This is a genomic window from Candidatus Palauibacter irciniicola, assembly GCF_965208695.1.
GTDB classification, from domain to species: Bacteria; Gemmatimonadota; Gemmatimonadetes; order Palauibacterales; family Palauibacteraceae; genus Palauibacter; species Palauibacter irciniicola.
Genome location: NZ_OZ242352.1, coordinates 66,879 through 89,700, shown reverse-complemented (window position 1 = coordinate 89,700; position 22,822 = coordinate 66,879). Strand labels below are relative to the sequence as shown.

The following is a 22,822-nucleotide window of genomic DNA, read 5'->3' as shown; positions in this document are numbered from 1 at the left end:
GAGCCCTCGCCTACGTTCGACCGTACGCGGGGGCTTTGCTTCCCGTGGTCCTCCTTTCCACGGCCGGGACCGCGCTCGGGCTCGCGCTCCCCTACCTGTCGAAGGCGATGATCGACGACGCGATCCTGGGCGGGGACTTCCCTCTCCTACTGCGGATCGTCGGCCTCTTCATCGGGATCACGATCCTCGGCTTCGGGGCCAACGTCGCGAGCGGGATGCGGTACACGCGGGTGTCGGCGGGCATCCTGTTCGACATGCGGCTGGCGCTCTACCGCCACCTGCAGAGGCTCTCGCCGCGCTTCTACGCGCGGACGCCGTTCGGGGACATCGTCTCGCGCATCAACAGCGACATCGGCGAGATCCAGCGGGTGACGGCGGACGCGGCGCTCGGGCTGTTCGGGAACGTGCTCTTCCTGATCGGGACGGTGGGGATGCTCATCTATCTCGATGCGCGGCTCTTCCTCGCGGGGCTCGTCGCGCTGCCGCCGAGCCTGTGGGCGCTGGTCAGATACCGGAACCGGCTCGAAGGGCGCGTGAGGCACCTGCGGGAGCGGAGCGCGGACATCGGGAGCTTCCTCATCGAGACGCTGCAGGGGGTGCGCACGGTGGTCGCGTCGAACGCCCAGGAGCGGGAGGCGGCGCGGTTCGGGCGCCACAACGACCGGTTCGTCCGGGCTCTGCTGTCGATGCGCCGGTACACGTACCTGGCGGGAGGCCTGCCCGGGGTGCTGCTCCAGACGGGGACGGCTGCCGTCTTCCTGTACGGGGGCTACCGGGTCATCACGGAGGCGACGACGCTGGGGACGTTCGTCGCGTTCATGGCGTACCAGATGCGGCTCCTCTTCCCGGTGCAGGCGCTGATGGGGCTGTACGCGAACCTCGCGAGCGCCCGGGCGTCGCTCGTGCGCGTCCATGAACTGTTCGACACGCCGCTGGAGGTGGTGGAGGCGGACGCGGTGGAGCGGCTGGGGCGGGCGGCGGGGGCGCTGGTCCTGGAGGATGTCCGGCTCGGCTTCGGGCGGGGAGGCGAGGTGCTGGAGGGCGTGTCGCTGGAGGTGCCCGCCGGGCAGGTGATCGCGCTCGTCGGCGCGAGCGGGAGCGGGAAGTCGACGATCGCCGACCTGCTCTCGCGCCAGCTCGACCCGGACGGCGGGCGAGTGCTGCTCGACGGCCGGGACCTGCGGGTGCTCGCGCTGGCCGACGTGCGGCGGAACGTGGCCGTGGTGGAGCAGGATCCGTTCATCTTCCACGCCTCCATCGCCGAGAACGTGCGCTACGCCAAGCCCGACGCCACGGACCTGGAAGTCACCGGGGCGCTCGCGGCGGCCGCGCTCGACGGACTGCTCGCGTCGCTTCCGGAGGGGGCCGGGACGGTCGTCGGGGAGCGGGGCCGGCAGCTCTCCGCCGGGGAGCGGCAGCGGGTGGCGGTGGCGCGGGCCTTCCTGGCGGACCCGGCGGTGCTCGTGTTCGACGAGGCGACGGGGGCGCTGGACCCGGCCTCGGAGGCGCAGGTACTCGAGGGCTACGCGGCCCTGATGCGGGGACGGACCACCGTGCTCATCACGCACCGCCCCGAACTCGCGCGGCGGGCGGAGCGCGTGGTGGTGCTCCGCGACGGGCGGGTGGCGCAGGACGGACGGCCAGCGGAACTCGACGGTCGGCCGGGTGCGTTCCGCACCCTGTTCGCCGGGTGACCGCGTCGGCGGCGGGAGCGCCCGCGGCACCGTCCGTCGTGCGGATGCGCTCGGAGCCGCTGCGGAGCCGAACCGGCCGCGGCGTCTCCATCGCGGTCGTCGACAGCGGGGCGCACCCGAACCATCCGCACCTGGGGCTCCTGGCGGACGGGGTCGCGTTCACGCCCGACGGACGCAAGCACGACGACCTGACGGACCGGCTGGGCCACGGGACCGCCGTCACCGCGGCCATCCAGGAGAAGGCGCCGGGCGCGCGGGTCCACGTGGCCCGCGTCTTTCACGACGAGCTGGCGACGAGCGCCCGAACGCTGGCGAAGGCGATCGACTGGGCCGCGGAGCGCGGCTGCCGGTTGGCGAATCTGAGCCTCGGAACGCCCCGCCAGAGCCGCATCGAGGTGCTGCAGCCCGCCGTCGAGCGGGCCGCGCGGGCCGGAACGCTCGTCATCGCGGCCTACTCGCACGAAGGCGAGCTTCAGCTACCGGGCAGCCTCCCCGGCGCGCTCGGCGTGTGCCTCGACTGGGATCTGCCGCGGCACAGCGTCCGCATCGGCCGCCGCGACGGGCGGCGCGTCCTGTACGCGTCCGGCTACCCGCGGCCCATCCCGGGTGTCCCGCCCACCCGCAACCTCAACGGGATCAGCTTCGCCGTGGCGAACGCGACCGGCATCGCCGCCCTCGCCCTCGACCTCCTCCCCCAGGCGCACGGCCGGGCCGACGCCCTGGCCGCCCTGGAATCGCTGGCACCGGTCCGTTGAGGGGCCGAGCAGCCTAACCGGACGCGGGGCGTTCGAAGTCGACGATGTTCTCCCACTCCTGCGCGTCCGAGCGCGCGACCACGGCGACGACCGGCTCGGTATCGCTGAGGTTGAACACCTCGTGCGGCACCCCGGGCTCGATGAAGATGAAGTCGCCCGCCTCGTTGTCGAGCGTCTTCTCCAGCCGCGGCCCGAACTCGTGCCGGACCCGTCCTTCGAGGATGTAGAGCATCACCTCGAAATCCACGTGGATGTGCGCCCTGGCGACGCCGCCCGGCGGGATCATCGCCACATTCATGGAGAGCGCGCCCGAGCCGACGTTCTCCGCCCACATCCCCGTCTTGTACTCGATCCCGTTCCACGCCCGGTGCCTGCCGCCGCCCCGCACCGTGATGATCCCCTCGTGCCGCTCCACGCGCCCCGGCGTCTGTCTGGTTCCGTCCATCGCGCACCTCCGCCAGGAGAAGTAGGGGTTGTGGACGAACGAAACCAGACCGTTGCGGGGGGCTCAGTCGCCCTTGGCCTTCGCGAGCGCGACGGTGTTGGCGAGTAGCCAGGCGGACGCGGCGCAGAGCTGCAGCCAGTCGCCGCGGGACGTGATCCCGTACGCGAGCACGCTGGCGATCCAGCACAGGCTGGCGGCCGTTTGGCCGGCCCACTCGACACGCATCGCCCGATGCAGCACCGGCGCCAGTCGCCTGCGCTTCGGAGTCAGGCTCGGCGTCAGACTCGGTGTCAGGCTCGGTGTCAGCTTTGGTGTTGCGGGCGCCGGGACTTCGGCATGGTCGGTCAGCATACGCACTCCTGTCCGCAGCAGGAGAGATCGTCGAGGTACATACCCCACATCCTGTACATCTCGAGCTCCTCGGCGGGCAGGCCCAGCGAGGTCGCGATCGCCTTGGCGACGACCGCGAACCGCTGCCGGTACTTGTAGATGAAGCAGAAGATGTGGCTTTCGTGGCGCACGGCCGCGCCGCACAGGTAGACCCCGGGGACGATCGTCGATCCGTCGTGCTCGTTGAGGAGCGGGAATCCGTCTTCTCGTGACTCGAAGAGGTCCATCACGAGCGGATGGCTTCCCGCAAACCCGCCCGCGAGGAGGGGCTGTACGGGCGTGCGAAAGCGCTGCCCGTCGGCCGTGGCGACCTCGAATCCGGCATTGGCGGTAGCCACGGCGGTGACGGCGGTGTCGGGAAAGAGCTCCACGCGCTCCGTGTACGAAGGGCGTCGTGTACGCTCGAGCGAGAAGGTGGAAAGCGCGACGCTGGGATCGGAGCTCTCGGACGCCCAGGGACTCCCCAGGTCGAAGAGGCGCACCCGCTTGCCTCGCTCGGCCAGGTGGCTGGCGACGTCGACGCCGCTTTCGTAGCCGCCGACGACGATGAAATCGTCCCCATCCAGCTCGGCGTAGCTGGGGAGCAGAGCCGTGTGCAGGCACAGCTCGCTGCCCTCGAAGCTGTTCAAGCGCGGGTACTGGAAGTCGCCTGCAGCCCAAATGACGTGCCGGGCACGCACAGGCCCCGCTGTCGTTTCGACCACGAACTCCTCGCCGCTCCGATCGATCCGAAGCACGTCGACACCCTCCTGGATCGGCAACTCGAAGTGGTCGGCGATCGCCTTGAGGAAGGCCGCATACTGCCTCCCCGTGGGGTGCTCGACCTCCAGGGACCAGGCGGCCGAGGTCCCGATCACGACGGAATTCAGGTCGAGCATGCCGACCGAATTCGTCGGGAACGAAGGTGTGATGAAGCGAGTCTCGGCCGGCCACTGGGCGAACGAGGCGCCCACCGAGTGGCGTTCGAGCGCGACGAAGTTCTCGATCCCCGCGTGCGCGAGTGCGACCGAGACGCCCACACCGGCGGCTCCCGCGCCGACGATGACGACATCGAGCAGGTCGTCCGGAGCCGGAGTGTTGTTCATCCGGCCACCTCCTCGACGACCTGAAGCTCGGGGAAGGGGTTGGGACGTCCCTCCCAGGCGCTGTTGTCGGCGGCGGCAAGGGCTTCGTCGAGCAGGCATGCGTCGAGTCGCGCGCGTAATGCGGCTTGATCCATCCGCTGACCGATGAAGACGAGTGCCTGGTTACGATCCCCGAATCGAGGGTGCCAGCTCGGCTGCTGGTCCGGTCGCTCGCCGTCCGGGTGGTCCCAGTACTCCCTCGGCATCGCGGCCCACCACATGCCCATGGGGTGGACGGAGCTCACACCCCCGGCCTGCTCCCACTCGTATACGACCTTGTGATCGGCGGCGACCCAGAAGAAGCCCTTCGACCGCAGCACGCCGTGCCAGTTCTCATCGTCGTTCAGGAACGCCCACAGCTTCTCCGCGTCGAATGGTGCCGAAGTCCGATAGGTGAAGTTCGAGATCCCGTACTCTTCCGTCTCGGGCGTGTGGTCTCCCTCGAGCTCACGGATCCAGCCGGCCGAGCTTTCCGCCTTGTCGTAGTCGAACAAGCCCGTGTCGAGCACGCGCTCGAGGGGCACCTGCCCATGTGTCGCCCGGTGAATCTCCGCGCCGGGGTTGAGCGCGCGCAGAATGGCCTCGACCTCACGCGCATGGTCCTCGGCGACGAGATCGAGCTTGTTGAGCACGATGACGTCGGCGAACTCGACCTGGTCGATCAGCAGGTCGGTGACCGTCCGCTCGTCCTCTTCGCCCAACGACTCACCGCGATCCTGCAGGGCCTCGGCGGCGTTGTAGTCCTTCAGGAAGCTCGCGGCGTCTACGACGGTGACCATCGTGTCGAGGCGCGAGATGTCGCCGAGGCTCACACCGTCCTCGTCCTCGAAGGTGAAGGTCTGGGCGACCGGGATGGGCTCGGAAATCCCCGTGGATTCGATCAGCAGGTAATGGAAACGCCCCTCCCGGGCCAACCGGGAGACTTCGGCGAGCAGATCCTCCCGGAGCGTGCAGCAGATGCAGCCGTTCGTCATCTCGACGAGCGTTTCTTCGGTCCGCGAGAGCTGGGCGCCCCCGCGTGCCACCAGGGCCGCGTCGATGTTGACCTCGCTCATGTCGTTCACGATGACCGCGACACGGCGTCCCTCCCGATTGTTCAGAACCTCATTGAGGAGGGTGGTCTTCCCGGCTCCGAGGAAGCCGGACAACACCGTGACGGGGAGACGCTCGTCACGGGTAACGGTGCCTGGATCGGTGCGCATCGAACTTCCTTTTCGGACACTTCTTGTTGCGGAATGCTCCTGCAAGCGGCTTGCGAGTGCAGGAAAATACACAAGTGACTTGCATGTGCAAGTGCTTGTCCCTAGCGTTTTCGAACTTCAGTCCTGCCGCGCGGGGGAAGGCCCATGCGAATCACGAAGAACGAGGCCCGTCGGAGGCTGCGCGAGCGCGGCCTGCGCGTAACCGCGCCGCGCCTTGCGGTGCTCGGCATCCTGGCCAACGCCGAGGGTCCGATGTCCTTCACACAGGTGCTCGACCTGCTAGGCGACTCGGACTGGGATCAGGCGACGATCTACCGCAACCTGGTCAAGCTGCGTGAGGCCGGCCTCGCTCCCGTGGTGAGTCGGGTGGACGGCATCGATCGATACGCGCTCGCGGGAGACCACGAGGACGCCCATCGCCACCCGCACTTCCTGTGCGAGGACTGCGGCCGGGTGGCCTGTCTGAAGGAGGAGATCGCCGCGGCGTTGTCGATCGATGGGCCGTGGGCCGAGTCCATCCGCAGCGCGATGGTGCAGCTACTGGGCCACTGCCCGGACTGTCTCGCCCGGGCGGATGCCTGAGATTCGCCGGGCGCATCCGTTGCTCAGTTGCCGAAGCTGGTGGCGATTTCGGCCAGGCCCTGCTGGATCTCCTCCTCGGACTTCCACACGCCGCGCACCATGACGCCGGCGCGGTCCGCGACGTTCGCCACATCGTCGAGCGGGTTGGAGTTCGTGAGGATGAGATCCGCGCGCCGGCCCGCGGCCACCGTTCCAAAGGTGTCGTAGGCCTGGAAGTAGTCGCCGACGTTTCGGGTGCCGCTGACGAGGATCTCGTACGGCGACATCCCGGCCTCGGCCATCGCCGCGAGTTCGCGGTGGAGGGAGAAGCCGGGGACGCTGAACATCTGCGGCGAATCGGTGCCCATGAGGATGCCCACGCCGGCCTCGTTCATCATGCCGAGGAGCCGCGTCCGGTTGCTCGCGTGCACGCGCGCCTGCTCCACGTCCCAGGCGTCGCGCGCCTGGATCGCCTCGAGCCGGTCCTTCCAGCCCTGGACGCCCTCCGGGGGCCAGTAGCGCATCTCCGGATAGGCGGCGAGCGCGTCGGGGTCGCCGAAGCCGATGACGCCCACTTCCCAGAGGACCATCGTGGGCACGACCCAGGCCCGGGCGCCGATCGTCAGCGCGAACAGCTCCTCCATCGTCGCCGCGTCCATGGGGCCGCGGATGCCTCCCGCCTCCTCCATGTAGCCGTCGAGGTGGTCGAAGGTCTCCTGCCCCATGAGGATGGCGTGCCGGATCCCGACGTCGGCCGGGACGTGGCCTCCGAAGCGGATGCCGGCCTGCGCGGCGGCGGCGGCGAGCGCGTCGTATTCCGGCACGGTGAGTCCGGGGTGGATCTTCAGGTGATCCCACCCTTCCCCCTTCTGCACCCACACGCGATCCGCCGCCTGCGACGGCGACGTGACCGAGTTGCCGTTGAAGCTCGGACCCGCGAGGTAGAGCGTCGGCCCCCAGATCTCGCCCGTGTTCGTCCTCGCCTTCAACTCGAGGTCGCCGGGCAGGCCGAGCATCCCGCGCACCGTCGTCACGCCGTTCGCGGCGTAAAGGAACATCACCTGCTCGCGGAACGTGTCGGTCGGGAATCCGCCGGGGGTGTGTCCGTGCATCTCCGACAGCCCCGGCATCAGGTACTTCCCGGCGCCGTCGATGCGGCGGGCGCCGGCCGGCACGTCCACGTCGGCGGACGGCCCGACCGCGACGATCCGGTCGCCGCGCACGACGACGGTGTGTCCGGTGAGGACCCGCTCGGAATCCATCGGAATCACGTTCACGTCGACGAAGGCGGTGGCGCCGGCCTGCGCTGCCTGCTCGCCGGCGGCGGCGAAGGAGGCCGCGGCGAAGGGAGCCGCGACGCACCCGGCGAGGGCGAATCCCAGGGACCGTGTGGCGAGTCTCATACGACCTCCTCGGGCACGGTCGCCCGTGACCACGACGACCTTGACCCCAATAACGATTATTGGTATTCACAGGGCGCGTCCGACATGTCGGACACATTCGCAGATTACGACATCGTCCGCCCGATGGGACCCCCTGACCGCGAGGAACCACGGATTTGACCGCACCCGACGACAGGCTGTCCGGTCTCCGCGTCTGCTTCGCCGCGGGTCTGGTCGTGCTGGCTTCGACGCTGGCTTCGCTTTCCACCCCCCAATCGCTCGCGGGCGCGCAGGCTGCGCAGGGGGCCCCGGACGGGATGGCGCTGTACGAGGCGGGGTGCGCGAGTTGCCACGGGTCCGACGGACGGGGCGCGGCGGCCGACCGGATCGCGTTCGACGACCCGCTGCCGGACCTCACGGACTGCAGCTTCGCGTCGCGGGAGCCGGACGCGGACTGGATCATCGTCTCGAAGGCCGGAGGCCCGGTCCGGGGCTTCAGCGACGTGATGCCCGCCTTCGGCGAGGCGTTCGACGACAACCAGTTGCAGGCCGTCATGGACCACATCCGGACTTTCTGCACGGACCGCGCCTGGCCGCGGGGAGAACTCAACCTCCCACGGCCGCTCTTCACCGAGAAGGCGTATCCGGAAGACGAGTGGGTGTGGACGACGAGCGCGAACGCCGAGGGACCCGGGGCGATCGTCAACGAACTGCTGTACGAGAAGCGTTTCGGCTCCCGGAACCAGGTCGAGATCGCGCTTCCCTTCGGCTTCGCCGAGGACTCCTCGACGCCGGCATCGAGGGACGGGGGGCCGGCGTCGGACTGGGGAGTCGGACTCGGCGACATCGAGATCGGCTACAAGCGCGCGTTGCTCCACAACCTGCAGACGATCTTCAGCTTCGGCACGGAAGTGAAGCTCCCGACCGGCGACTCGGAGCGCGGCATCGGAAGCGCCGAGTTCCAGATCGAACCGTTTCTCGCGCTGGGACAGATCCTTCCGGGCGACGCCTTCATCCATCTGCAGGCCGGCGGGGGACTCCTCTCGCGCGGGCATCGGGAGTTCGCCGGCACAGCCGAGCACGATGAAGACGTGCGAGAAGCGTTCTTTCATGCCGTCTTCGGGCGCACGTTCACGAGCGGGGAGTTCGGTCGTTCGTGGTCCCCGATGGTCGAAGTGCTGGGGAGCACGCATTTGACTGGGGGTGCGCGGACGCAGTGGGACCTCGTGCCGCAGATGCAGGTGACCCTGAACACGCGGCAGCACGTGATGCTCAACGTCGGGGTGCGGTTCCCGCTGACCGACGCCGATGTGAGGAGCACGCAGTTCCTCGTCTATTTCCTGTGGGACTGGTTCGATGGAGGGCTGTTCGATGGCTGGTAGGTGGGGACGGGGCCCGTTCCTGTCCTGTGCGCTCGCGACCGTTGCGGTCGGGGCGGGCTGGACGTTCGATGAGCGCACGGCGGCGGAGGTGGCCGAACCCGGAGCGGTCACGGGCCGTATCGTCGTGGCCGGCGGACAGGTGCGCTTCGCCGGGGATCCGCCGGCCGGGGCGGAGATCGACATGTCCGCCGACGCCTACTGCCGAGACCAGCACGACGAGACCCTGATGGACCGTCCGGTGCGCGTCGATCCGGACGGCGGCCTGGCGGACGTCCTCGTGCGGATCGTCAACGCGCCCGCGGCGGGCACGGCGCCCGACGCCGAGGCCCTCCTCGACCAGGAGGGATGCCTCTACACTCCGCGGGCGGTGGCCGTCCGCGTGGGCCAGCCGCTCGTCATCCGCAACAGCGACGCGACCCTTCACAACGTCCGGGTCGTGCCGGCCTCGAACCCGGGATTCAACCTCGGCCAGCCCCTTCGAGGGATCCAGAGCACCCGCTCGTTCGAGACCCCGGAGGTGGGGATTCAGGTGCGCTGCGACATCCACGGCTGGATGACCGCATCCATTCACGTCCTCGAGCACGAGTTCTTCGACATCACGGGCGAGGACGGGACGTTCACGCTCCCGACGCTGCCGCCGGGGGACTACGACGTCGAGGCCTGGCACCCCACGCTGGGGACGGTATCCGAGCGCGTCTCCGTCACCGCCGGCGAGACGCCTTCGCTGACGCTGGAGTTCTCCTCCGGCTAGCCGTCCTGCTCGCCGTCGGACCCGCGGTCAACCTCCCGGGCCAGTTCGCGTACGCCGGCTGATGGTTCCACGGGGAACGGCGTGCGCGCCGACTTGAGCGCTCGGAGTTCGGACGGGAGCGTCGCGAGCGAGGCCCGCACGCGCTCGCGGATCTCCTTCAGCGGGGGGTCCGGCCGGAGTCGTGCTCCCGCGCGCGCCACGGGCCGGAGCAGCGCCTCGCCGGACAGCGCCTCGTCCTCTAGTCCCAGCATGTCGCGCGCGAGCCGCCCGCCTTCGCAGGTGCGAAAGACCTGCTTGCGGCCGGGCCACGTCGCCTTCCCCTCCGAGCGCTTGCGGCGCGGCCGGCCGGCGTACTCCTGGAGCTTGTAGACGCTGTCGAGCGTCGGCTCGTCCGCGGAGACGGTGAGGGCCGCCCCCACTCCGAAGCCATCGATCGGGGCGTGGGCCAGCCGGGCCACATCGTGCTCGTCGAGCGAACTGCTCGCAAAGATGCGGACGCCGGAGCAGCCCCCCTCATCCAGAATCCGGCGCACCCGCCGTGCGTGGGCCGCAAGGTCTCCGGAATCCAGCCGCACTGCCCGGATTTCGATGCCTTCGGCGCGGAGGCCGGAGGCGATCTCGATGACCTTCGACGCCCCCGCCTCGGTGTCGTAGGTGTCGATCAGCAGCACCGCGTTCCGGGGATGGGCGCGGGCGAAGCGAATGAAGGCGTCGGCCTCGCGATCGTGCGCCTGTATGAACGAATGGGCCATCGTGCCGAAGGTCGGGATCCCCCAGCGCTGCCCGGCGAGCGCGGTCGCGGTGCCGTCGAAGCCGGCGATGTAGGCGGACCGCGCGGCGAGAAGCCCCGCCTCCGAGCCGTGGGCCCGCCGCAGACCGAAGTCCACGAGCCGGGCGGTCGGGGCCGCGAGCCTGAAGCGGACCGCCTTCGAGGCGATCAGGGAAGAGTAGTTGAGCAGCGAGATGAGTCGCGTCTCGACGAGCTGCGCCTCCGGGAGCGGCGCGGTGACCCGCAGCAGAGGTTCTTCGGGAAAGAAGACGGACCCCTCGGGCATGGCGTCGACATCCCCCGTGAAGCGCAGATCGGCGAGCCACTCGACGAAGGCGGAGGGGAAGCCGGGCTGGCCGCCGAGCCACTCGAGTTCGTCGGGTTCGAAACGCAGGCCTTCCAGGTAGTCGAGGGCGGGCGCCAAGCCTGCGGCCAGCAGGAAATTGCGATTCGGAGGGAGACGGCGGACGAAGAACTCGAACACGGCCGTCTCGTGCAGGCCGTGTTCCCAGTACGCCTTGAGCATCGTGAGCTGGTAGAGATCCGTGAGCAGTGCGTCGCCCCGGCCGGGTGACCGGATCCGCATCGGTTCTCCTTCCGGGTATCCCCGCTCGACTCGACGGGGCACCGAGGTTCCAGAGCCGCTTCAGGCCTCACTTTATCATGCATTGCCGCGCGGTGCGAAATCGTGTTACAAGTGGCCTCGCGGCGGGACTCCGCGATCGTGAACTCGCTTTCTGGAGGTGTGGATGAGCCGCAGGGCGGTGGTCCTCCTCAGCGGTGGGCTGGACTCGGCGACCGCGCTCGCGATCGCGGTGGAGCAGGGATATCGGCCGTGTGCGCTGACGCTCCGCTATGGGCAGAGACACGAGCGGGAGGTAGACGCCGCCCGTCGCTTGGCGGAAGCGATGAGCGTGACCCGACACGTGGTCGCCGCCGTCGACCTGCGCGCGTTCGGGGGTTCGGCGCTCACCGATGACCTGGAGGTCCCCAAGGGCGAGCGCGGGCCCGCGGATTCCGAGGACATCCCCGTTACCTACGTCCCGGCGCGAAACACGATCTTCCTGTCGATGGCTCTCGCCTGGGCGGAGGTGCTCCGGGCTCCCGACATCTTCATCGGCGTCAACGCCGTCGACTACAGCGGGTATCCCGACTGTCGGCCCGAGTTTCTCGATGCGTTCGAGCGACTCGCAGCCCTTGCCACCAGGGCGGGGGTGGAAGGGAGCCGGCCGTTCCGGATCCATGCACCACTGATCGATCTCACCAAAGCGGAGATCATCCGGCGCGGGCTGGCGCTGGGAGTCGATTACGGGATGACGCGCAGCTGCTACGATCCCGACGCGTCGGGCGCGGCCTGTGGGGAGTGCGACTCCTGTCGCCTGAGGCTCGCCGGGTTCGCCGCGGCGGGCGCCCGGGATCCAGCCCCGTATCGGGTCCGCCAGCGGCGGCGTTAGCGGGGGTCGCGTCGGCTCCGGGGTCGGGCGGGGGTCTGCGCATCCGTTTTGCCATGACGCGTGACCCGAACGAGCAGCCGGTCGATGGTCGCGCGCTCGCCGGTTTCCCGGTTCATGGCATGGACGATCCGGCCACTCTCGCCGACCCATAGCGTATCGGCGCCGAAATCGCCGATGAACCAGCCCTGAAGGGTGTCGGCGGAGGCTTCATCGATCTCGGTGACGCGCGGTCCGTCCAGGATCCAGCAGCGAGTGCCGAAGCACACCGTGAACGCGAGCGCGACACATGCGAGGTTCATCGGTTCACTGCCGCACACGGGTCATTCCTCAACTTAAGTGGCACCCCGGGCTTGCACTAGGAGCACCGTCGATCGCGGTCGGCGGCGGGTCGCTGGCGGGCTGTGTGACCATCTGCACCCATCGAACGTCTACCGGTGTAGTCATCCGATTCACACACCCAACCAGGGGAGGACGAAGTGAGACGATTTCCGATGGTTTTGGCCGCCCTGCTCGTCATCGTGGCGAGCGCCGCCTGCGACAACGGTCCGATGGAGGCCGGGGAGCGGGGACACGACGAATCCGGTGAGGAATCGAACGCCTCGCTCACGAAGACCGATGTCTTCGACCAGACGCGCGGCGGCGCGCGACTCATCCTTCGATGGAACGAGACCGAACAGGCGTTCGTCGGTACCGCCGAGAACGTGACCAGCGGCGTGATTCGCCGGGTCCGCGTCGAGGTCCACCTGTCGAACGGCACCGAACTCGGCCCGACGACCCCGACCGATCTGGCGTCGGGCGAGAGCATGCCCGTCCGGCTCGATGCCCGCGGTCAGGTATTCGACCGCTGGAGCGCCCACGCGGAAGTGGGTTGAGCGTCTCTCCTTCCCCGGCGCGGGCGGCCTCCGCGCGTGCCGGGGAAGATAACGGAGAGGGGGGGATTCGAACCCCCAAGCCCGTGAGGGCGCCGGTTTTCGAGACCGGTGCATTGCCGTTCTGCCACCTCTCCGGATGCCGGCTACCGGGGTGCGGCGGAACTGCCGAGACGTCCGGTAGGCGCGGCCGGGGAAGGTGCTCCGAGAGGGCTCCCGCTGTCAAACTTTCGGCCTGCCTCGTGGGAGAATGCTATACGGACGGGGTGGGATGGGCTCCCTGCGGTCGCCGAGCTCGCTCCCTGCGGTCGCTCGGTTGGCTCGCCTACTCCACGCCTCGCTCGCTTCGCTCGCTCGGTTCGACTCCCTCGTGGGAACTGCTTTAACGGACGGGGTGGGATTGGGTCGCTGCGCGGCTCGCCGAGCTCGCTCCTCCGCTCGCTCGGTTCGAACCCGCGCCGGGCAGGCATGTTCATACTGCCTCGTGGGAACTGCTTTAACGGACGGGGTGGGATTCGAACCCACGAGGCAGGGTTGCTGCCCACACGCTCTCCAGGCGTGCGCCTTAGTCCGCTCGGCCACCCGTCCGGGAGCCTCCGGGGTGAGGCCGGAGGTAGGTAGGCGGAGGGGGTGGGATTCGAACCCACGAGACTCTTTCGAGTCAACGCCTTAGCAGGGCGCCGCCTTAAGCCACTCGGCCACCCCTCCGCAGGGTGCTGCCATGCTGATTGGCCCGCCAGGACTCGAACCTGGAATCTTCTGGTCCAGAGCCAGACGTGTTGCCAATTCCACCACGGGCCAACGTCCCAATGAGTTGGGCCGTCGATAATACTTGAGGGGGGGCGGCGCTTCAAGCGCGGGGGCGCCCTGGCCGCTGCGCGGGTGTCAGTCCCGGGAAGAGGGGCCGTCGCGGAGCTTGCGGAGGCGTTCGGCTTCATCGGCCGCCTCCGCGATCGTTCGGAAACCGTCTCCGGAGCGCGAGGCTTCGCTGTCTCCCAGCGGTACGGCGTACCAGCGGTCCGCCCGATCTTCGGGCCGATCCATGTAGTGGCCGCGTTCGAGCCGAAATCCATCGAGTCTCGCTCGGAAGCGGAGCGCTCTTACCACCACGCTGGGGTCAAACTTTGCTGAAGACACAATCATAACTCGTCGTCAGAGTCCATAGACGGATAGAACCTCTTATTCACAATCCCTGCGACTCCGCGGCGGGGTGACGGCAGATACTCCCATAATTTAGGGGCGAATGGGCGCATGGGCTACAGCCGCTCCGGGCGTCGCACCCCGTACGGATCGGATCCGCGGCCGCGCGCGGGCCGATCCGTCCTGGACAGGTAGGCGCGTAGCCGTTCGGTCTCTTCGGGCGGGAGGAGTGTAATCGGCACCGCCGGAGCCGTTCGGGAGGCATATCGAGCCATCGGGACGAGCCGGTCGTGAAAGATGATCGTCGCCGCCGTTATGGCCCGTCGCACGGCCCGGGCGTCGAGGTGCGGATCGAGCGCCTTGAAGCTGATTCCGAGCGCGAAATCCCGGGCGGCGAGTTCCGCCGCAAACACGCGCACGGTCTCGCTGCGGGAGAGCAGCACGACGAATCCGCGGCGCATTCGTCGTCGGACGAGGTCGCGTTCGCGGGTGCCCCCGGCGAGCGAAATCGGAACGCACTCGACGGTGCCGGATCGGCGCATCCGTGACTGCAACTCGCGCCGCAGGATCACGGGCGAGTGATCCGGTATCGTACGCGCGGAGTCGACGGCGCGAACGATGACTCCGCAGGCATCTTCCAGTTCCGCGGCGAGCACGGCCCGCAGCCCGGGGCGAGGTTCGCACAGCGTCACGAGGCGCGGATCCGGGCTCCGCGCGCCGCCCACGATCCGCTCGAGTTCGTTGAGCAGCCGCCAACGTGAGAATCCCCCCGCGTGCGCGCGCCTCAGCAGATCCAGCACCGCCGTCCTCGGCGCGATCTCCACCGCCGGCGCTGGGCGGAGGCGGCGCGGGCGTATCGACGCGCGGGGGCGCTGCCTCTTCCCGGTTTCGATGAGGTTCCGCCGTCGCAGCCGCGCGAGCGCGTGGCCGACCGTCCCCCGGTCGACGCCGAGCCGGCGCGCCATTTCCCTGGCCGACGGAAGCGGGGCCCCGGGCCGGACGTGTCCATCCCGAATCCCGGCCTCCAAATCCGCCGCGAGTTGTCGGCGGAGCGGTATGTGATGATCCCGCGAGAACGGTGGAAGTCCGCATCCACGCGCCATGTGCCCGAGTCTCCCTGTCCTGGGGTCGCTTGTCGACGGGAGTATGGAGACGGGGTCTCAACGGGGGATCAACTCGCCGGTTTTCTCCGAAGGGCTGTCAGGAAGTCGTCCACGCCGCGCGTATTGAGGACGTGTTCCGGGGTGAGCCACGCGCGGCGCGCCTGCTCGATGCCGTAGTGCGCCAGATCCAGGTGGTCCGGCCGGTGCGCGTCGGTCGCCACCACGACGGGTACGCCGAGTTCGCGCGCGCGCCAGAGGTGGCTGTCCCTCAGGTCCAGACGGTGGGGGTGCGAGTTGACTTCGACGGCGACGCCGAACTCGGCGCAGGCGTGCAGAATATCGTCGATGTCCACATCGATCGGTCCGCGCCGGTTGATGAGCCGTCCCGTGGGGTGCCCGAAGATCATCGCGCGGGGGTGCGCGAGCGCCTTCAGCACGCGTGCCGTCTGCCGCGCCCGGTCCAGCCCGAGGAAGGAATGAACCGAGATGATCACGACGTCGAGCCGCTCGAGCATCTCGTCCTCGAGGTCCAGCGATCCGTCGCGGAGGATGTCGACCTCCAGCCCTCGCAGGATCCGGATCTCCGGGTGCGCGGCCTGTACTTCCGCGATCTCGTCCCACTGCCGTCGAAGCTTGGCGGCATCGAGACCCTCGACCATCGCCAGCGCTTTCGAGTGGTCGGTGATCGCCATGTACTCGTAACCGCGCGCCGCGCACGCCCCGACCATCTCCTCGAGGGAAACGCGGCCATCGGACCAGGTGCTGTGCATGTGGACGTCACCGCGCAGGTCGGACGTCTCGACCAGGCGGGGCAGTTCCCCGGCATCGGAAGCCGCGAACTCCCCCCGGTCGCGTCGCACCTCCGGCGGCAGCCAGGAGAGATCGAGCGCCCGGTAGACCTCCTCTTCCGTCGCGCCCGCGACCATCGCTCCCTCGGACGCGATGCCCCGCTCGCCGAGCGCATCGCCGAGTGACTCTTCGGGGATCGTGAACACGCCGTACTCGGACACCCGCAACTTTCGTTCGAGCGCGCGGCGGCGCAGGCGGATGTTGTGTTCCTTCGATCCCGTGAAATAGATGAGCGCGGCTCCCCAACTCTCGGACGGCACGACCCGCAGATCGACCTGCAGCCCGCTGCGGAGGCGCACCGAGGTCTTCGTCCCGCCGGCTCCGATCACGCTCTCCACGCCGGAGAACCCGCTGAGGGCGTCGGAAGCGGCGCGCGCATCGTCGGCGAGGACGAGGATGTCGATATCGCCGACGGTCTCCTTCCGACGTCGATAGCTCCCCGCGACTTCCAGGCGGGTGATGCCGGGCGTCGCCCGCAGGTGTTCGATCAACGGCGGCAGAAGCTCGTCGACTTCTCCGAGGCGGAAGCGAGTGGTGTTCGTCCGATAGTTGCGAATGCCGCGGAGGATCCGGTCCTGCGTCTTGAGTCCGAAACCGGGCAGTTCGGCCACGCGCCCCTCGCTCGCGACTTCCTCCAGGTCGTCGATCGATTCGACGCCCAGTTCGTCCCACAGCTTGCGCGCCTTCTTGGGGCCGACCCCCGGGAGCCGCATCAACTCGACGAGCCCCGGGGGGATCTCGGCCGCCATCTCATCGAGCATCGCGAGACGCCCGCTCCCCACGAGTTCGCGGATATTGTCCGCCATCCCTTTCCCGATCGACGGCAGCGCGGTGAGGTCGGCGCCCTGCTCGACCAGTTTGCGCAGCGGCGACGCGTGCGCGTTGATCGTGCGCACGGCATTGCGGTAGGCGCGGACGCGGAACGGGTTCGCCTGCTGGATCTCGAGCAGGTCGGCCACCTCGTCCAGGACGCGGACGATCTCGATGTTCTCCATCAGGGCGCTGCCTCATCGGGCGTGGAGAGCGCGCCGGGTCCGCCGCTCAGGAGTTCGAGGAGACCCGCTTCGTCCAGAATCTCGACGCCGAGGGTCTGCGCCCGCTCCAGCTTGCGGCCCGGGTTCTCGCCCGCGACGACGTAGCTCGTCTGCTTGCTCACGGACGACGTGACCTTCGCGCCCAGCGCCTCGAGCTTCTTCCCGGCCTCGGAGCGGCTCATGGACTCGAGTCCTCCGGTGAGGACGATCCGGAGCCCGGCCAGGGTGTCGCCCGCGCGTGGCGGGGGCTCGGGCTCGATGCGGGCGCGCAGTTCGTCCACGACCGCCGCCACCTCGGGGCGGACCAGGAAGGCGGTGATCTCCTCCGCCATCCGGGGTCCGATCCCGTCCACATTCTGGAGCGTCTCCTCGTCCGCCTCCCGGAACGCCTCGAAGGACAGGAAGTGCGATGCGAGTTCGCGCGCCACCGTCACTCCGACTTCGGGGATGCCGAGGCCGTAGATGAAGCGGGCGAGTTCGGTCGTGCGCGCGGCGTCGATCGCGCGCACGAGGTTCGTGGCGGACTTCTCGGCGAAGCCTTCCAGCTCCATCAGCGTCGCCGCCTCGAGTTCGAACAGCGCCGGGACGCGGGCGATCACGCCTGCCCGGACGAGAAGGTTCGCGGTTTCCTCCCCCAGTCCCTCGATGTCGAGGGCATGCCGCGACCCGAGGTGTTGGATCCGCCCGGCGAGCTGCGCGGGGCACGCGAACAGGTTGGGGCAGAACGTGTATGGGCCGCGCGGCTCCAGGACGGTCGCGCACGAGGGACACTCGGCGGGCATGACCCACGGTGGCTCGCGCTCGCGGCCCGGCTCCTCGATCCGCTCCAGAACCTGTGGAATCACATCACCCGCCCGCTGCACCCGCACGCGGTCGCCCTCGCGAATGTCCTTGCGGGCGACCTCTTCCCGGTTGTGCAGGTTCGCGCGGCTCACCGTCACGCCGCCGAGTTCCACCGGGCGCATGAAGGCGATCGGCGTCACGACGCCGGTCCGCCCCACGCTGGGGACGATGTGAAGGAGCCGGGTGACCTCCTTCCGCGGCGGGAACTTGAAGGCGAACGCCCAGCGCGGGTGGTGCGAGGTCTCGCCGACTTCGTCGCGCGCGGCGATGTCGTCGAGCTTGATGACGATGCCGTCGATCTCGTATTCGAGGTCGTCGCGGCGCTCCTCGATTTCCGCCTGGAACGCGAGGATCTCCTCGACGTCGGCCGCGGGTCGGCAGCGCTCGTTCACGGGCAGGCCCCACTCGCGCAGCGCTTCGAGCGTGGTCTGCTGTGTGGGCGGCGGCCGTCCATCGATCGCGAGGATGTCGTAGACGTAGATGTCGAGCGGGCGCGCCGCGGTGATGCGCGGGTCGAGCTGCCGCAGCGATCCGGCCGCCGCGTTGCGCGGATTCGCGAACGGAGCGCGGTCGCGCTCAAGGAGCCGGGCGTTCAGCGCCTCGAAGTCGTCCACCCTCATGATGATCTCGGCCCGCAGCGCCAGGAGCGGCGGCACCTCGCGATCCGCGGTCCGCAGCCGCAGCGGCACCGAGTGGATCGTGCGGATGTTCTCCGTGACGGCTTCGCCGCGCATTCCATCGCCCCGGGTCACGGCCCGCGAGAGCCGGCCGGATTCGTAGACGAGTTCGATCGAGGCGCCGTCCAGCTTCGGCTCGACGACGTAGCCGATGTCGTCTCCGAGCGCCTTGCGCATCCGCTCGTCGAACCGTTCGAGCGGCTCCACATCGGCGGATGAATCGAGGCTGAGCATCGGCGCGGTATGCTCGATCGTCTCGAACGCGTCGAGCGGCTCCGCGCCCACGCGCTGGGTCGGCGAATCGGGCGTGACGAGTTCCGGGTGCGACGCCTCCAGGGCCCTCAGTTCGCGGAACAGTTCGTCGAAGCGCTCGTCCGAGATCTCGGGCCGGTTGCGGACGTAGTAGAGATACGAGTGGTGCCGCAGCGCCCTGCGCAGTTCTCGGGCGCGCCGCTCGGGCCCGCCGGGACTCGATTCGCTCATGGCGCGGAAGCTATCCGGGCCGCTGGCCGCGAGACAGAATCGCGGCGGATGGCGTCAGAAGGTGAACCCGAGCAGGGCTCCGGCGATCAGGTAACTGTCATCGGCGGTCGTGAACGCCACGTACGGCCGAGCGTGAAGGCTGCCGATCTCGACCGTGACGCCGCCGCGGATAACGGCGCTGACCTCCCTGTCCCCCTCCACGATGTCGTCGTAGAGCCGGTCGACCGAGTAGTTCTCGATGCTCACGGTCGCCGAAGGGATGATCGCGAGGCCGGAGCCCGGCGCGCCGAAGCGCTGCCCGACGGCCACGCCGACCCCGTAAACGGTCTCGCTCTTGTAGGGGAGATCGTCGAAGTTCCTCGACAGGACGCCTCCGACCCCCACGGTGGCGAGGGGACATACCGACAGCACGGGCAGCGGGAGCTTGAGGGCGACGCTCGCGCGCGCGTCTTCGAAGTCGAATTCCTGATCGAACTCGTCCGCGCCGGAGAACTTCACGTAATGGCCCCTCGCGGCCACGAGACCCAGGTCGAACCCGGCCGCGCCCCCAAGGCCTGTGATGTCCTCGGATGATTCGCGCCATACGGCGCCCGAGCCGCTGAGGAACCCGTTGCCGCTGAAGCCGAGGCAGGCCTGCGCCTCCAGCGCGGCCGGCGCCGCGATTCCCGCCACTGCCAGCCACACCAGCCGACGCGTCGTGGACATCTTCGGTCTTTGATCCATCCTCTTATCCGTCCCGGTTGGGCGAGGCGCCGACGCCCGCCAGGTTCTGCAGCGTCTGGAGTGCATCCGCCGCGGCACTCATCCGCGCGGACGCGGCCTCCACTGTCGTGCGGATTCGATCGAGCCGCCGCCGGTGGTCGTCGGAGGGGCCCGTCAGCGATCCGGTCGTGGAGGGACCGCCGTCGAACTTGCCTCTCAGGCCGGTCCACCAGTTGCGGATGTCCCCGTTGATCGAACGCCACTCGTCGGCGACCCCCTCGATCTCGCCCACAAGCTCCCGGGCGCGTTCGCGATCCTCGGGGGCCACATCCTCGGCGTTCTCCAGCGCTTCGAGCGACTCGGAGGCGCGGCGCTCCACGTCATAGGCTTCGCTGCCCTGTCTGTAGGCCACCCCCTGGAGCTCGAAAAGAGCCATGGTGAACTCGTAGCGAGCCAGGCGCTCCTCCGCGGACACCGGCAGTTCCGGGTCGGGACGGACCTCCAGCGACTGCTCGCGCGTCTCGTCTCCGGCGGTCAGGCGTACCGTGAACGTCCCGGCCAGGACCAGCGGACCCTCGGGGCCCGCGTCCAGGCTGGGCACCTCGTACCGGGTCGTGTCGTGCGGCAGCGGATCGTGCCGCAGGTCCCACGTGACCCGGTTGAGGCCGGCCTCGCCCGGGCCTTCGAGCCTCCGGACGTCCCGTCCGGCGCGATCCAGCACATCGATCGAGACGCCGCCCGGCATCTCCCCGGGGAGCCGGTAGTCGATGTTCGCGCCGAACGCGGGGTTCTCGGCCCGGAACGTCCCCTGGCCCATCGACGGCACGTCGTTGCGGTACAGGAAGAGGGTCGCCGGGCGCGGGGCGAACAACTGGACGCCGTCGTTCGTCGCGGCCGCGGTCGACCGCTGCGACAGCGGCGCGATGTCGTCGAGAATCCAGATCGCGCGGCCGTGCGTTCCGAGGACGATGTCGTTCTCGCGCGGGTGGATTTCGACGTCGTCGACCGGAACGGCGGGGAGGCCCGAGCCGAGCGCGGCCCACGTCGCTCCCCGGTCCAGTGAGGCGAAGGCGCCGTTCTCCGCGCCGATGATCAGCAAATCCGGATTCTCGGGATGCTCACGGATCACGTTCACGCTCGCCATGCCGCCGCCCGCCGCCCGGCCCATGGCCGTCACCGCCGCCGCCCCGTTCAGCCCATCCGCGAGCGACCGCCAGGTCTCGCCGAAATCCTCCGTCACGACCGCGAGCGGCCCGTAGTCGTCGTCCCAGTGCCCGTCCAGGCTCACGTACGCGCGCCCCGCCTCCGCGTGCGAGGCCTCGACCCAGCTCACGTAGTACGGGAACGGGAGCCCCGCCGCCGCGGCCACCCGGCCGGTCAGATCCTCCCAGTTCGCCCCGCCGTCCCGGCTCACGCGCACCGAGCCGTCGTCCGCCCCGATCCACAGCACGCCCGCCTCGACCGGCGACTCCGCCACGGCCGTGATCTCCCCGTACCCGGAGGCGCCATCGTGCTTCGAGAGCGTCGTCGAGTCCGGACGCACGCCCATCAGCTCGAGGCTGTCCTGATGAATCTGCCGCGTGAGATCCTCCGTCGCGCGCCAGCTCTCCCCGCGGTCGTCCGAGATGAACAGCCGGTTTCCACCCAGGTAGACCCGGTTTGCATCGTGCGGAGACACCAGAATCGGCGACTTCCAGTCGAAGCGATACGAGACCGTCGTGTCCGGCGGGAAGGGTTTGAGCGCCTTCCGGTCTCCGGTGGCGAGGTTCACGCGCACGATCCCGGCGTTCTGCGATGTCACGTAGACGGTGCCGAGATCCGACCAGTCCGTCTCCGTGTACATCCCGTCGCCGTAGTCGAGGACCTGCCAGTCGCGGTTCATGATCCCCTGGTAGCGGCGCGTCCGGCTGGGGCCCCGGTAGGAGTTGTTGTCCTGCAGTCCCCCGTAGACGTGGTACGGATCCGCCAGATCCAGATCGATGTCGTAGAACTGGGCGATGGGGATGTTCCCGATGAACGTCCAGTGGTCGCCGTCGTCCCATGTGGAATAGAGCCCCCCGTCGTTCCCGAGAATCATGTGGCGCGAGTCCTCGGGGTCGATCCACAGGTCGTGGTGGTCCACGTGGACACCGGTGTTGTATTCGATTTCCAGAGGGAGGGCCTCGAAGGTGTCGCCGCCGTCCTCCGAGCGGTGCAGGCTGCCCGCCACCAGCCAGACCCGATCCTCATCGTTCGGGTCGATCCGGAGCTGGCTGTAGTACATCGGACGCTGGTTCAGTTCGTTGACGCGCGTCCAGCTCTCGCCGCGGTCTCGCGAGACGAAGATCCCGCCCTCCTCCGCCTCCACGACGGCCATGACCAGCGCCGGGTCCCGACCCGAGACGGCGAGCCCGATCCTTCCCTTGTCCCCCTCCGGCAGGCCCTCGGTCACCTCCCGCCAGGAACTTCCGCCGTCCGTCGACTTGTAGATGCCGCTCCCCGGCCCGCCGCCCGCGAACCCCCACGCGCGCCGCCGCCGCTGGTACGCGGCCGCGTAGATGATGGATGGATCCGCGGGGTTGAGGGCGAGGTCCACGAACCCCGTGTCGTCGTCGATGTGGAGGACCTTCGTCCACGTCTCGCCGCGGTCGGTCGTCCGGTACACGCCACGCTCGGCGTTGGGGCCGAACAGATGCCCCAGCGCCGCCACCCACACGATGTCCGGATCGGTGGGATGGACGGCGATGCGCCCGATGTGCCGAGTCTCCTCCAGCCCCGTGAGCCGCCACGTCTTTCCGCCGTCGGAGGAGTGATAGACGCCCTGCCCCCACGGCGTACTGTTGCGGTTGTTCGGTTCCCCGGTCCCGACCCACACTTCCAGCGGGTCCGACGGGGCGAGCGCGATGTCCCCGATCGAGAGGTTCGCCGCGTCGTCGAAGATCGGCTCCCACGTCGTCCCGTGGTTGACGCTCTTCCACACACCGCCGGAAGCCGCCCCCACGTAGATGTGCGACTGGGTGCCGGGCACGACCTCGAGGTCGGCGATGCGGCCGCCGGAGATCGCCGGCCCGATCAGGCGCCAGGTGAATCCCGCGGCGATTCGTTCGGACGACTGGGCCTCCACGCGAGGGGGCGCCGCCGCGACGGCCGCGTTCAGCGCCGCCGCCACCACCAGCGCGCGGACGGAGACCCGGCACAGGACAGCCGGAATACGACGGGGACGCGAAACCATGG

Annotated in this window: 20 protein-coding genes and 4 tRNA genes; 7 read left to right on the top strand and 17 right to left on the bottom strand. The window is 69.2% G+C overall.

From position 1 onward, the window contains the following. Nucleotides 1-44 precede the first annotated feature (44 nt). Together ACOGI9_RS00400 and ACOGI9_RS00395 are read left to right on the top strand one after the other, a co-directional pair. On the top strand, nt 45-1,694 hold the full coding sequence (locus ACOGI9_RS00400; RefSeq protein ID WP_419857945.1) for an ABC transporter ATP-binding protein: 1,650 nt from the start codon (nt 45-47) through the stop codon (nt 1,692-1,694). Next, entirely contained in the window at nt 1,691-2,449 is a 759-nt protein-coding gene (locus tag ACOGI9_RS00395; RefSeq protein ID WP_419857944.1) for a S8 family peptidase, read from the top strand. The genes ACOGI9_RS00400 and ACOGI9_RS00395 overlap by 4 nt, the downstream gene beginning before the upstream one ends. A 13-nt stretch (nt 2,450-2,462) precedes the next feature. On the opposite strand, the gene ACOGI9_RS00390 is transcribed toward ACOGI9_RS00395, so the two are convergent. From ACOGI9_RS00390 to zigA, 4 genes are all read right to left on the bottom strand, one after another. Then, complete coding sequence (locus tag ACOGI9_RS00390; protein ID WP_419857943.1) at nt 2,463-2,894, bottom strand: cupin domain-containing protein; 432 nt, start codon at nt 2,892-2,894, stop codon at nt 2,463-2,465. A 63-nt stretch (nt 2,895-2,957) separates the two neighbouring features. After that, entirely contained in the window at nt 2,958-3,245 is a 288-nt protein-coding gene (locus ACOGI9_RS00385; protein WP_419857942.1) for a hypothetical protein, read from the bottom strand. Beyond that, entirely contained in the window at nt 3,239-4,369 is a 1,131-nt protein-coding gene (locus ACOGI9_RS00380; RefSeq protein ID WP_419857941.1) for an NAD(P)/FAD-dependent oxidoreductase, read from the bottom strand. Before ACOGI9_RS00380 ends, ACOGI9_RS00385 begins: the two co-directional genes overlap by 7 nt. Then, complete coding sequence (gene zigA / locus ACOGI9_RS00375; protein WP_419857940.1) at nt 4,366-5,610, bottom strand: zinc metallochaperone GTPase ZigA; 1,245 nt, start codon at nt 5,608-5,610, stop codon at nt 4,366-4,368. Before zigA ends, ACOGI9_RS00380 begins: the two co-directional genes overlap by 4 nt. Before the next feature lie 144 nt (nt 5,611-5,754). Here zigA and ACOGI9_RS00370 point away from each other — a divergent pair, with 144 nt between their 5' ends. Continuing rightward, the gene (locus ACOGI9_RS00370; protein WP_419857939.1) at nt 5,755-6,192 is read left to right on the top strand and encodes a Fur family transcriptional regulator; all 438 of its coding nucleotides are present in this window, start codon (nt 5,755-5,757) and stop codon (nt 6,190-6,192) included. A gap of 23 nt (nt 6,193-6,215) precedes the next feature. Here the strand turns inward: ACOGI9_RS00370 and ACOGI9_RS00365 are convergent, their stop codons facing one another. Continuing rightward, complete coding sequence (locus tag ACOGI9_RS00365) at nt 6,216-7,574, bottom strand: amidohydrolase family protein (protein ID WP_419857938.1); 1,359 nt, start codon at nt 7,572-7,574, stop codon at nt 6,216-6,218. Nucleotides 7,575-7,729: 155 nt separating this feature from the next. Here ACOGI9_RS00365 and ACOGI9_RS00360 point away from each other — a divergent pair, with 155 nt between their 5' ends. Then, nucleotides 7,730-8,935, top strand: a complete 1,206-nt coding sequence (locus tag ACOGI9_RS00360) for a c-type cytochrome (RefSeq protein WP_419857937.1) — start codon at nt 7,730-7,732, stop codon at nt 8,933-8,935. After that, nucleotides 8,925-9,686: a TonB-dependent receptor gene (locus ACOGI9_RS00355; RefSeq protein WP_419857936.1), complete on the top strand. Its 762-nt coding sequence runs from the start codon at nt 8,925-8,927 to the stop codon at nt 9,684-9,686. The genes ACOGI9_RS00360 and ACOGI9_RS00355 overlap by 11 nt, the downstream gene beginning before the upstream one ends. On the opposite strand, the gene ACOGI9_RS00350 is transcribed toward ACOGI9_RS00355, so the two are convergent. After that, entirely contained in the window at nt 9,683-11,041 is a 1,359-nt protein-coding gene (locus ACOGI9_RS00350) for a nicotinate phosphoribosyltransferase (protein ID WP_419857935.1), read from the bottom strand. The two genes, ACOGI9_RS00355 and ACOGI9_RS00350, sit on opposite strands and share 4 nt — an antisense overlap. 163 nt (nt 11,042-11,204) lie before the next feature. On the opposite strand from ACOGI9_RS00350, the gene queC reads away from it, so the two are divergent. Further along, complete coding sequence (gene queC / locus ACOGI9_RS00345; RefSeq protein WP_419857934.1) at nt 11,205-11,909, top strand: 7-cyano-7-deazaguanine synthase QueC; 705 nt, start codon at nt 11,205-11,207, stop codon at nt 11,907-11,909. On the opposite strand, the gene ACOGI9_RS00340 is transcribed toward queC, so the two are convergent. After that, nucleotides 11,906-12,208 carry a hypothetical protein gene (locus ACOGI9_RS00340; protein ID WP_419857933.1) on the bottom strand — a complete coding sequence of 101 codons (303 nt, stop codon included), beginning with the start codon at nt 12,206-12,208 and terminating at the stop codon, nt 11,906-11,908. The two genes, queC and ACOGI9_RS00340, sit on opposite strands and share 4 nt — an antisense overlap. Nucleotides 12,209-12,385: 177 nt before the next feature. Between ACOGI9_RS00340 and ACOGI9_RS00335 the strand changes: the two genes are divergently transcribed. Further along, a complete protein-coding gene (locus ACOGI9_RS00335) occupies nt 12,386-12,781 on the top strand; it encodes a hypothetical protein (protein ID WP_419857932.1) in 396 nt (131 codons plus the stop codon). 52 nt (nt 12,782-12,833) lie between these two features. Here the strand turns inward: ACOGI9_RS00335 and ACOGI9_RS00330 are convergent. From ACOGI9_RS00330 to ACOGI9_RS00285, 10 genes are all read right to left on the bottom strand, one after another. Next, nucleotides 12,834-12,915, bottom strand: a tRNA-Ser gene (locus tag ACOGI9_RS00330). Nucleotides 12,916-13,278: 363 nt separating this feature from the next. Then, nucleotides 13,279-13,366, bottom strand: a tRNA-Ser gene (locus tag ACOGI9_RS00325). Between the two features lie 34 nt (nt 13,367-13,400). Beyond that, a tRNA-Ser gene (locus tag ACOGI9_RS00320) sits at nt 13,401-13,486 on the bottom strand. 20 nt (nt 13,487-13,506) lie between these two features. Next, nucleotides 13,507-13,579, bottom strand: a tRNA-Gln gene (locus tag ACOGI9_RS00315). An 84-nt stretch (nt 13,580-13,663) separates the two neighbouring features. After that, a complete protein-coding gene (locus ACOGI9_RS00310) occupies nt 13,664-13,822 on the bottom strand; it encodes a hypothetical protein (RefSeq protein ID WP_419857931.1) in 159 nt (52 codons plus the stop codon). Nucleotides 13,823-14,034: 212 nt separating this feature from the next. Next, a complete protein-coding gene (locus tag ACOGI9_RS00305; protein ID WP_419857930.1) occupies nt 14,035-15,021 on the bottom strand; it encodes a GntR family transcriptional regulator in 987 nt (328 codons plus the stop codon). A 68-nt stretch (nt 15,022-15,089) separates the two neighbouring features. After that, nucleotides 15,090-16,865, bottom strand: a complete 1,776-nt coding sequence (gene polX, locus ACOGI9_RS00300; protein WP_419857929.1) for a DNA polymerase/3'-5' exonuclease PolX — start codon at nt 16,863-16,865, stop codon at nt 15,090-15,092. Next, nucleotides 16,865-18,907 (bottom strand): NAD-dependent DNA ligase LigA, encoded by a 2,043-nt coding sequence (ligA, locus tag ACOGI9_RS00295; RefSeq protein WP_419857928.1) that lies wholly within the window; start codon nt 18,905-18,907, stop codon nt 16,865-16,867. Before ligA ends, polX begins: the two co-directional genes overlap by 1 nt. 54 nt (nt 18,908-18,961) lie before the next feature. Next, complete coding sequence (locus ACOGI9_RS00290; RefSeq protein WP_419857927.1) at nt 18,962-19,630, bottom strand: hypothetical protein; 669 nt, start codon at nt 19,628-19,630, stop codon at nt 18,962-18,964. A gap of 4 nt (nt 19,631-19,634) precedes the next feature. Next, a complete protein-coding gene (locus tag ACOGI9_RS00285; RefSeq protein WP_419857926.1) occupies nt 19,635-22,820 on the bottom strand; it encodes a WD40/YVTN/BNR-like repeat-containing protein in 3,186 nt (1,061 codons plus the stop codon). Nucleotides 22,821-22,822 lie beyond the last annotated feature (2 nt).

What these genes read in the sequence shown, in the direction of transcription:
- ACOGI9_RS00390 (WP_419857943.1), bottom strand. Translation starts at nt 2,894, where the DNA reads ATGGACGGAACCAGACAGACGCCGGGGCGCGTGGAGCGGCACGAGGGG.
- ACOGI9_RS00385 (WP_419857942.1), bottom strand. Translation starts at nt 3,245, where the DNA reads ATGCTGACCGACCATGCCGAAGTCCCGGCGCCCGCAACACCAAAGCTG.
- ACOGI9_RS00380 (WP_419857941.1), bottom strand. Translation starts at nt 4,369, where the DNA reads ATGAACAACACTCCGGCTCCGGACGACCTGCTCGATGTCGTCATCGTC.
- zigA (WP_419857940.1), bottom strand. Translation starts at nt 5,610, where the DNA reads ATGCGCACCGATCCAGGCACCGTTACCCGTGACGAGCGTCTCCCCGTC.
- ACOGI9_RS00370 (WP_419857939.1), top strand. Translation starts at nt 5,755, where the DNA reads ATGCGAATCACGAAGAACGAGGCCCGTCGGAGGCTGCGCGAGCGCGGC.
- ACOGI9_RS00365 (WP_419857938.1), bottom strand. Translation starts at nt 7,574, where the DNA reads ATGAGACTCGCCACACGGTCCCTGGGATTCGCCCTCGCCGGGTGCGTC.
- ACOGI9_RS00355 (WP_419857936.1), top strand. Translation starts at nt 8,925, where the DNA reads ATGGCTGGTAGGTGGGGACGGGGCCCGTTCCTGTCCTGTGCGCTCGCG.
- ACOGI9_RS00350 (WP_419857935.1), bottom strand. Translation starts at nt 11,041, where the DNA reads ATGCGGATCCGGTCACCCGGCCGGGGCGACGCACTGCTCACGGATCTC.
- queC (WP_419857934.1), top strand. Translation starts at nt 11,205, where the DNA reads ATGAGCCGCAGGGCGGTGGTCCTCCTCAGCGGTGGGCTGGACTCGGCG.
- ACOGI9_RS00340 (WP_419857933.1), bottom strand. Translation starts at nt 12,208, where the DNA reads ATGAACCTCGCATGTGTCGCGCTCGCGTTCACGGTGTGCTTCGGCACT.
- ACOGI9_RS00310 (WP_419857931.1), bottom strand. Translation starts at nt 13,822, where the DNA reads ATGGATCGGCCCGAAGATCGGGCGGACCGCTGGTACGCCGTACCGCTG.
- ACOGI9_RS00305 (WP_419857930.1), bottom strand. Translation starts at nt 15,021, where the DNA reads ATGGCGCGTGGATGCGGACTTCCACCGTTCTCGCGGGATCATCACATA.
- polX (WP_419857929.1), bottom strand. Translation starts at nt 16,865, where the DNA reads ATGGAGAACATCGAGATCGTCCGCGTCCTGGACGAGGTGGCCGACCTG.
- ligA (WP_419857928.1), bottom strand. Translation starts at nt 18,907, where the DNA reads ATGAGCGAATCGAGTCCCGGCGGGCCCGAGCGGCGCGCCCGAGAACTG.
- ACOGI9_RS00290 (WP_419857927.1), bottom strand. Translation starts at nt 19,630, where the DNA reads ATGGATCAAAGACCGAAGATGTCCACGACGCGTCGGCTGGTGTGGCTG.
- ACOGI9_RS00285 (WP_419857926.1), bottom strand. Translation starts at nt 22,820, where the DNA reads ATGGTTTCGCGTCCCCGTCGTATTCCGGCTGTCCTGTGCCGGGTCTCC.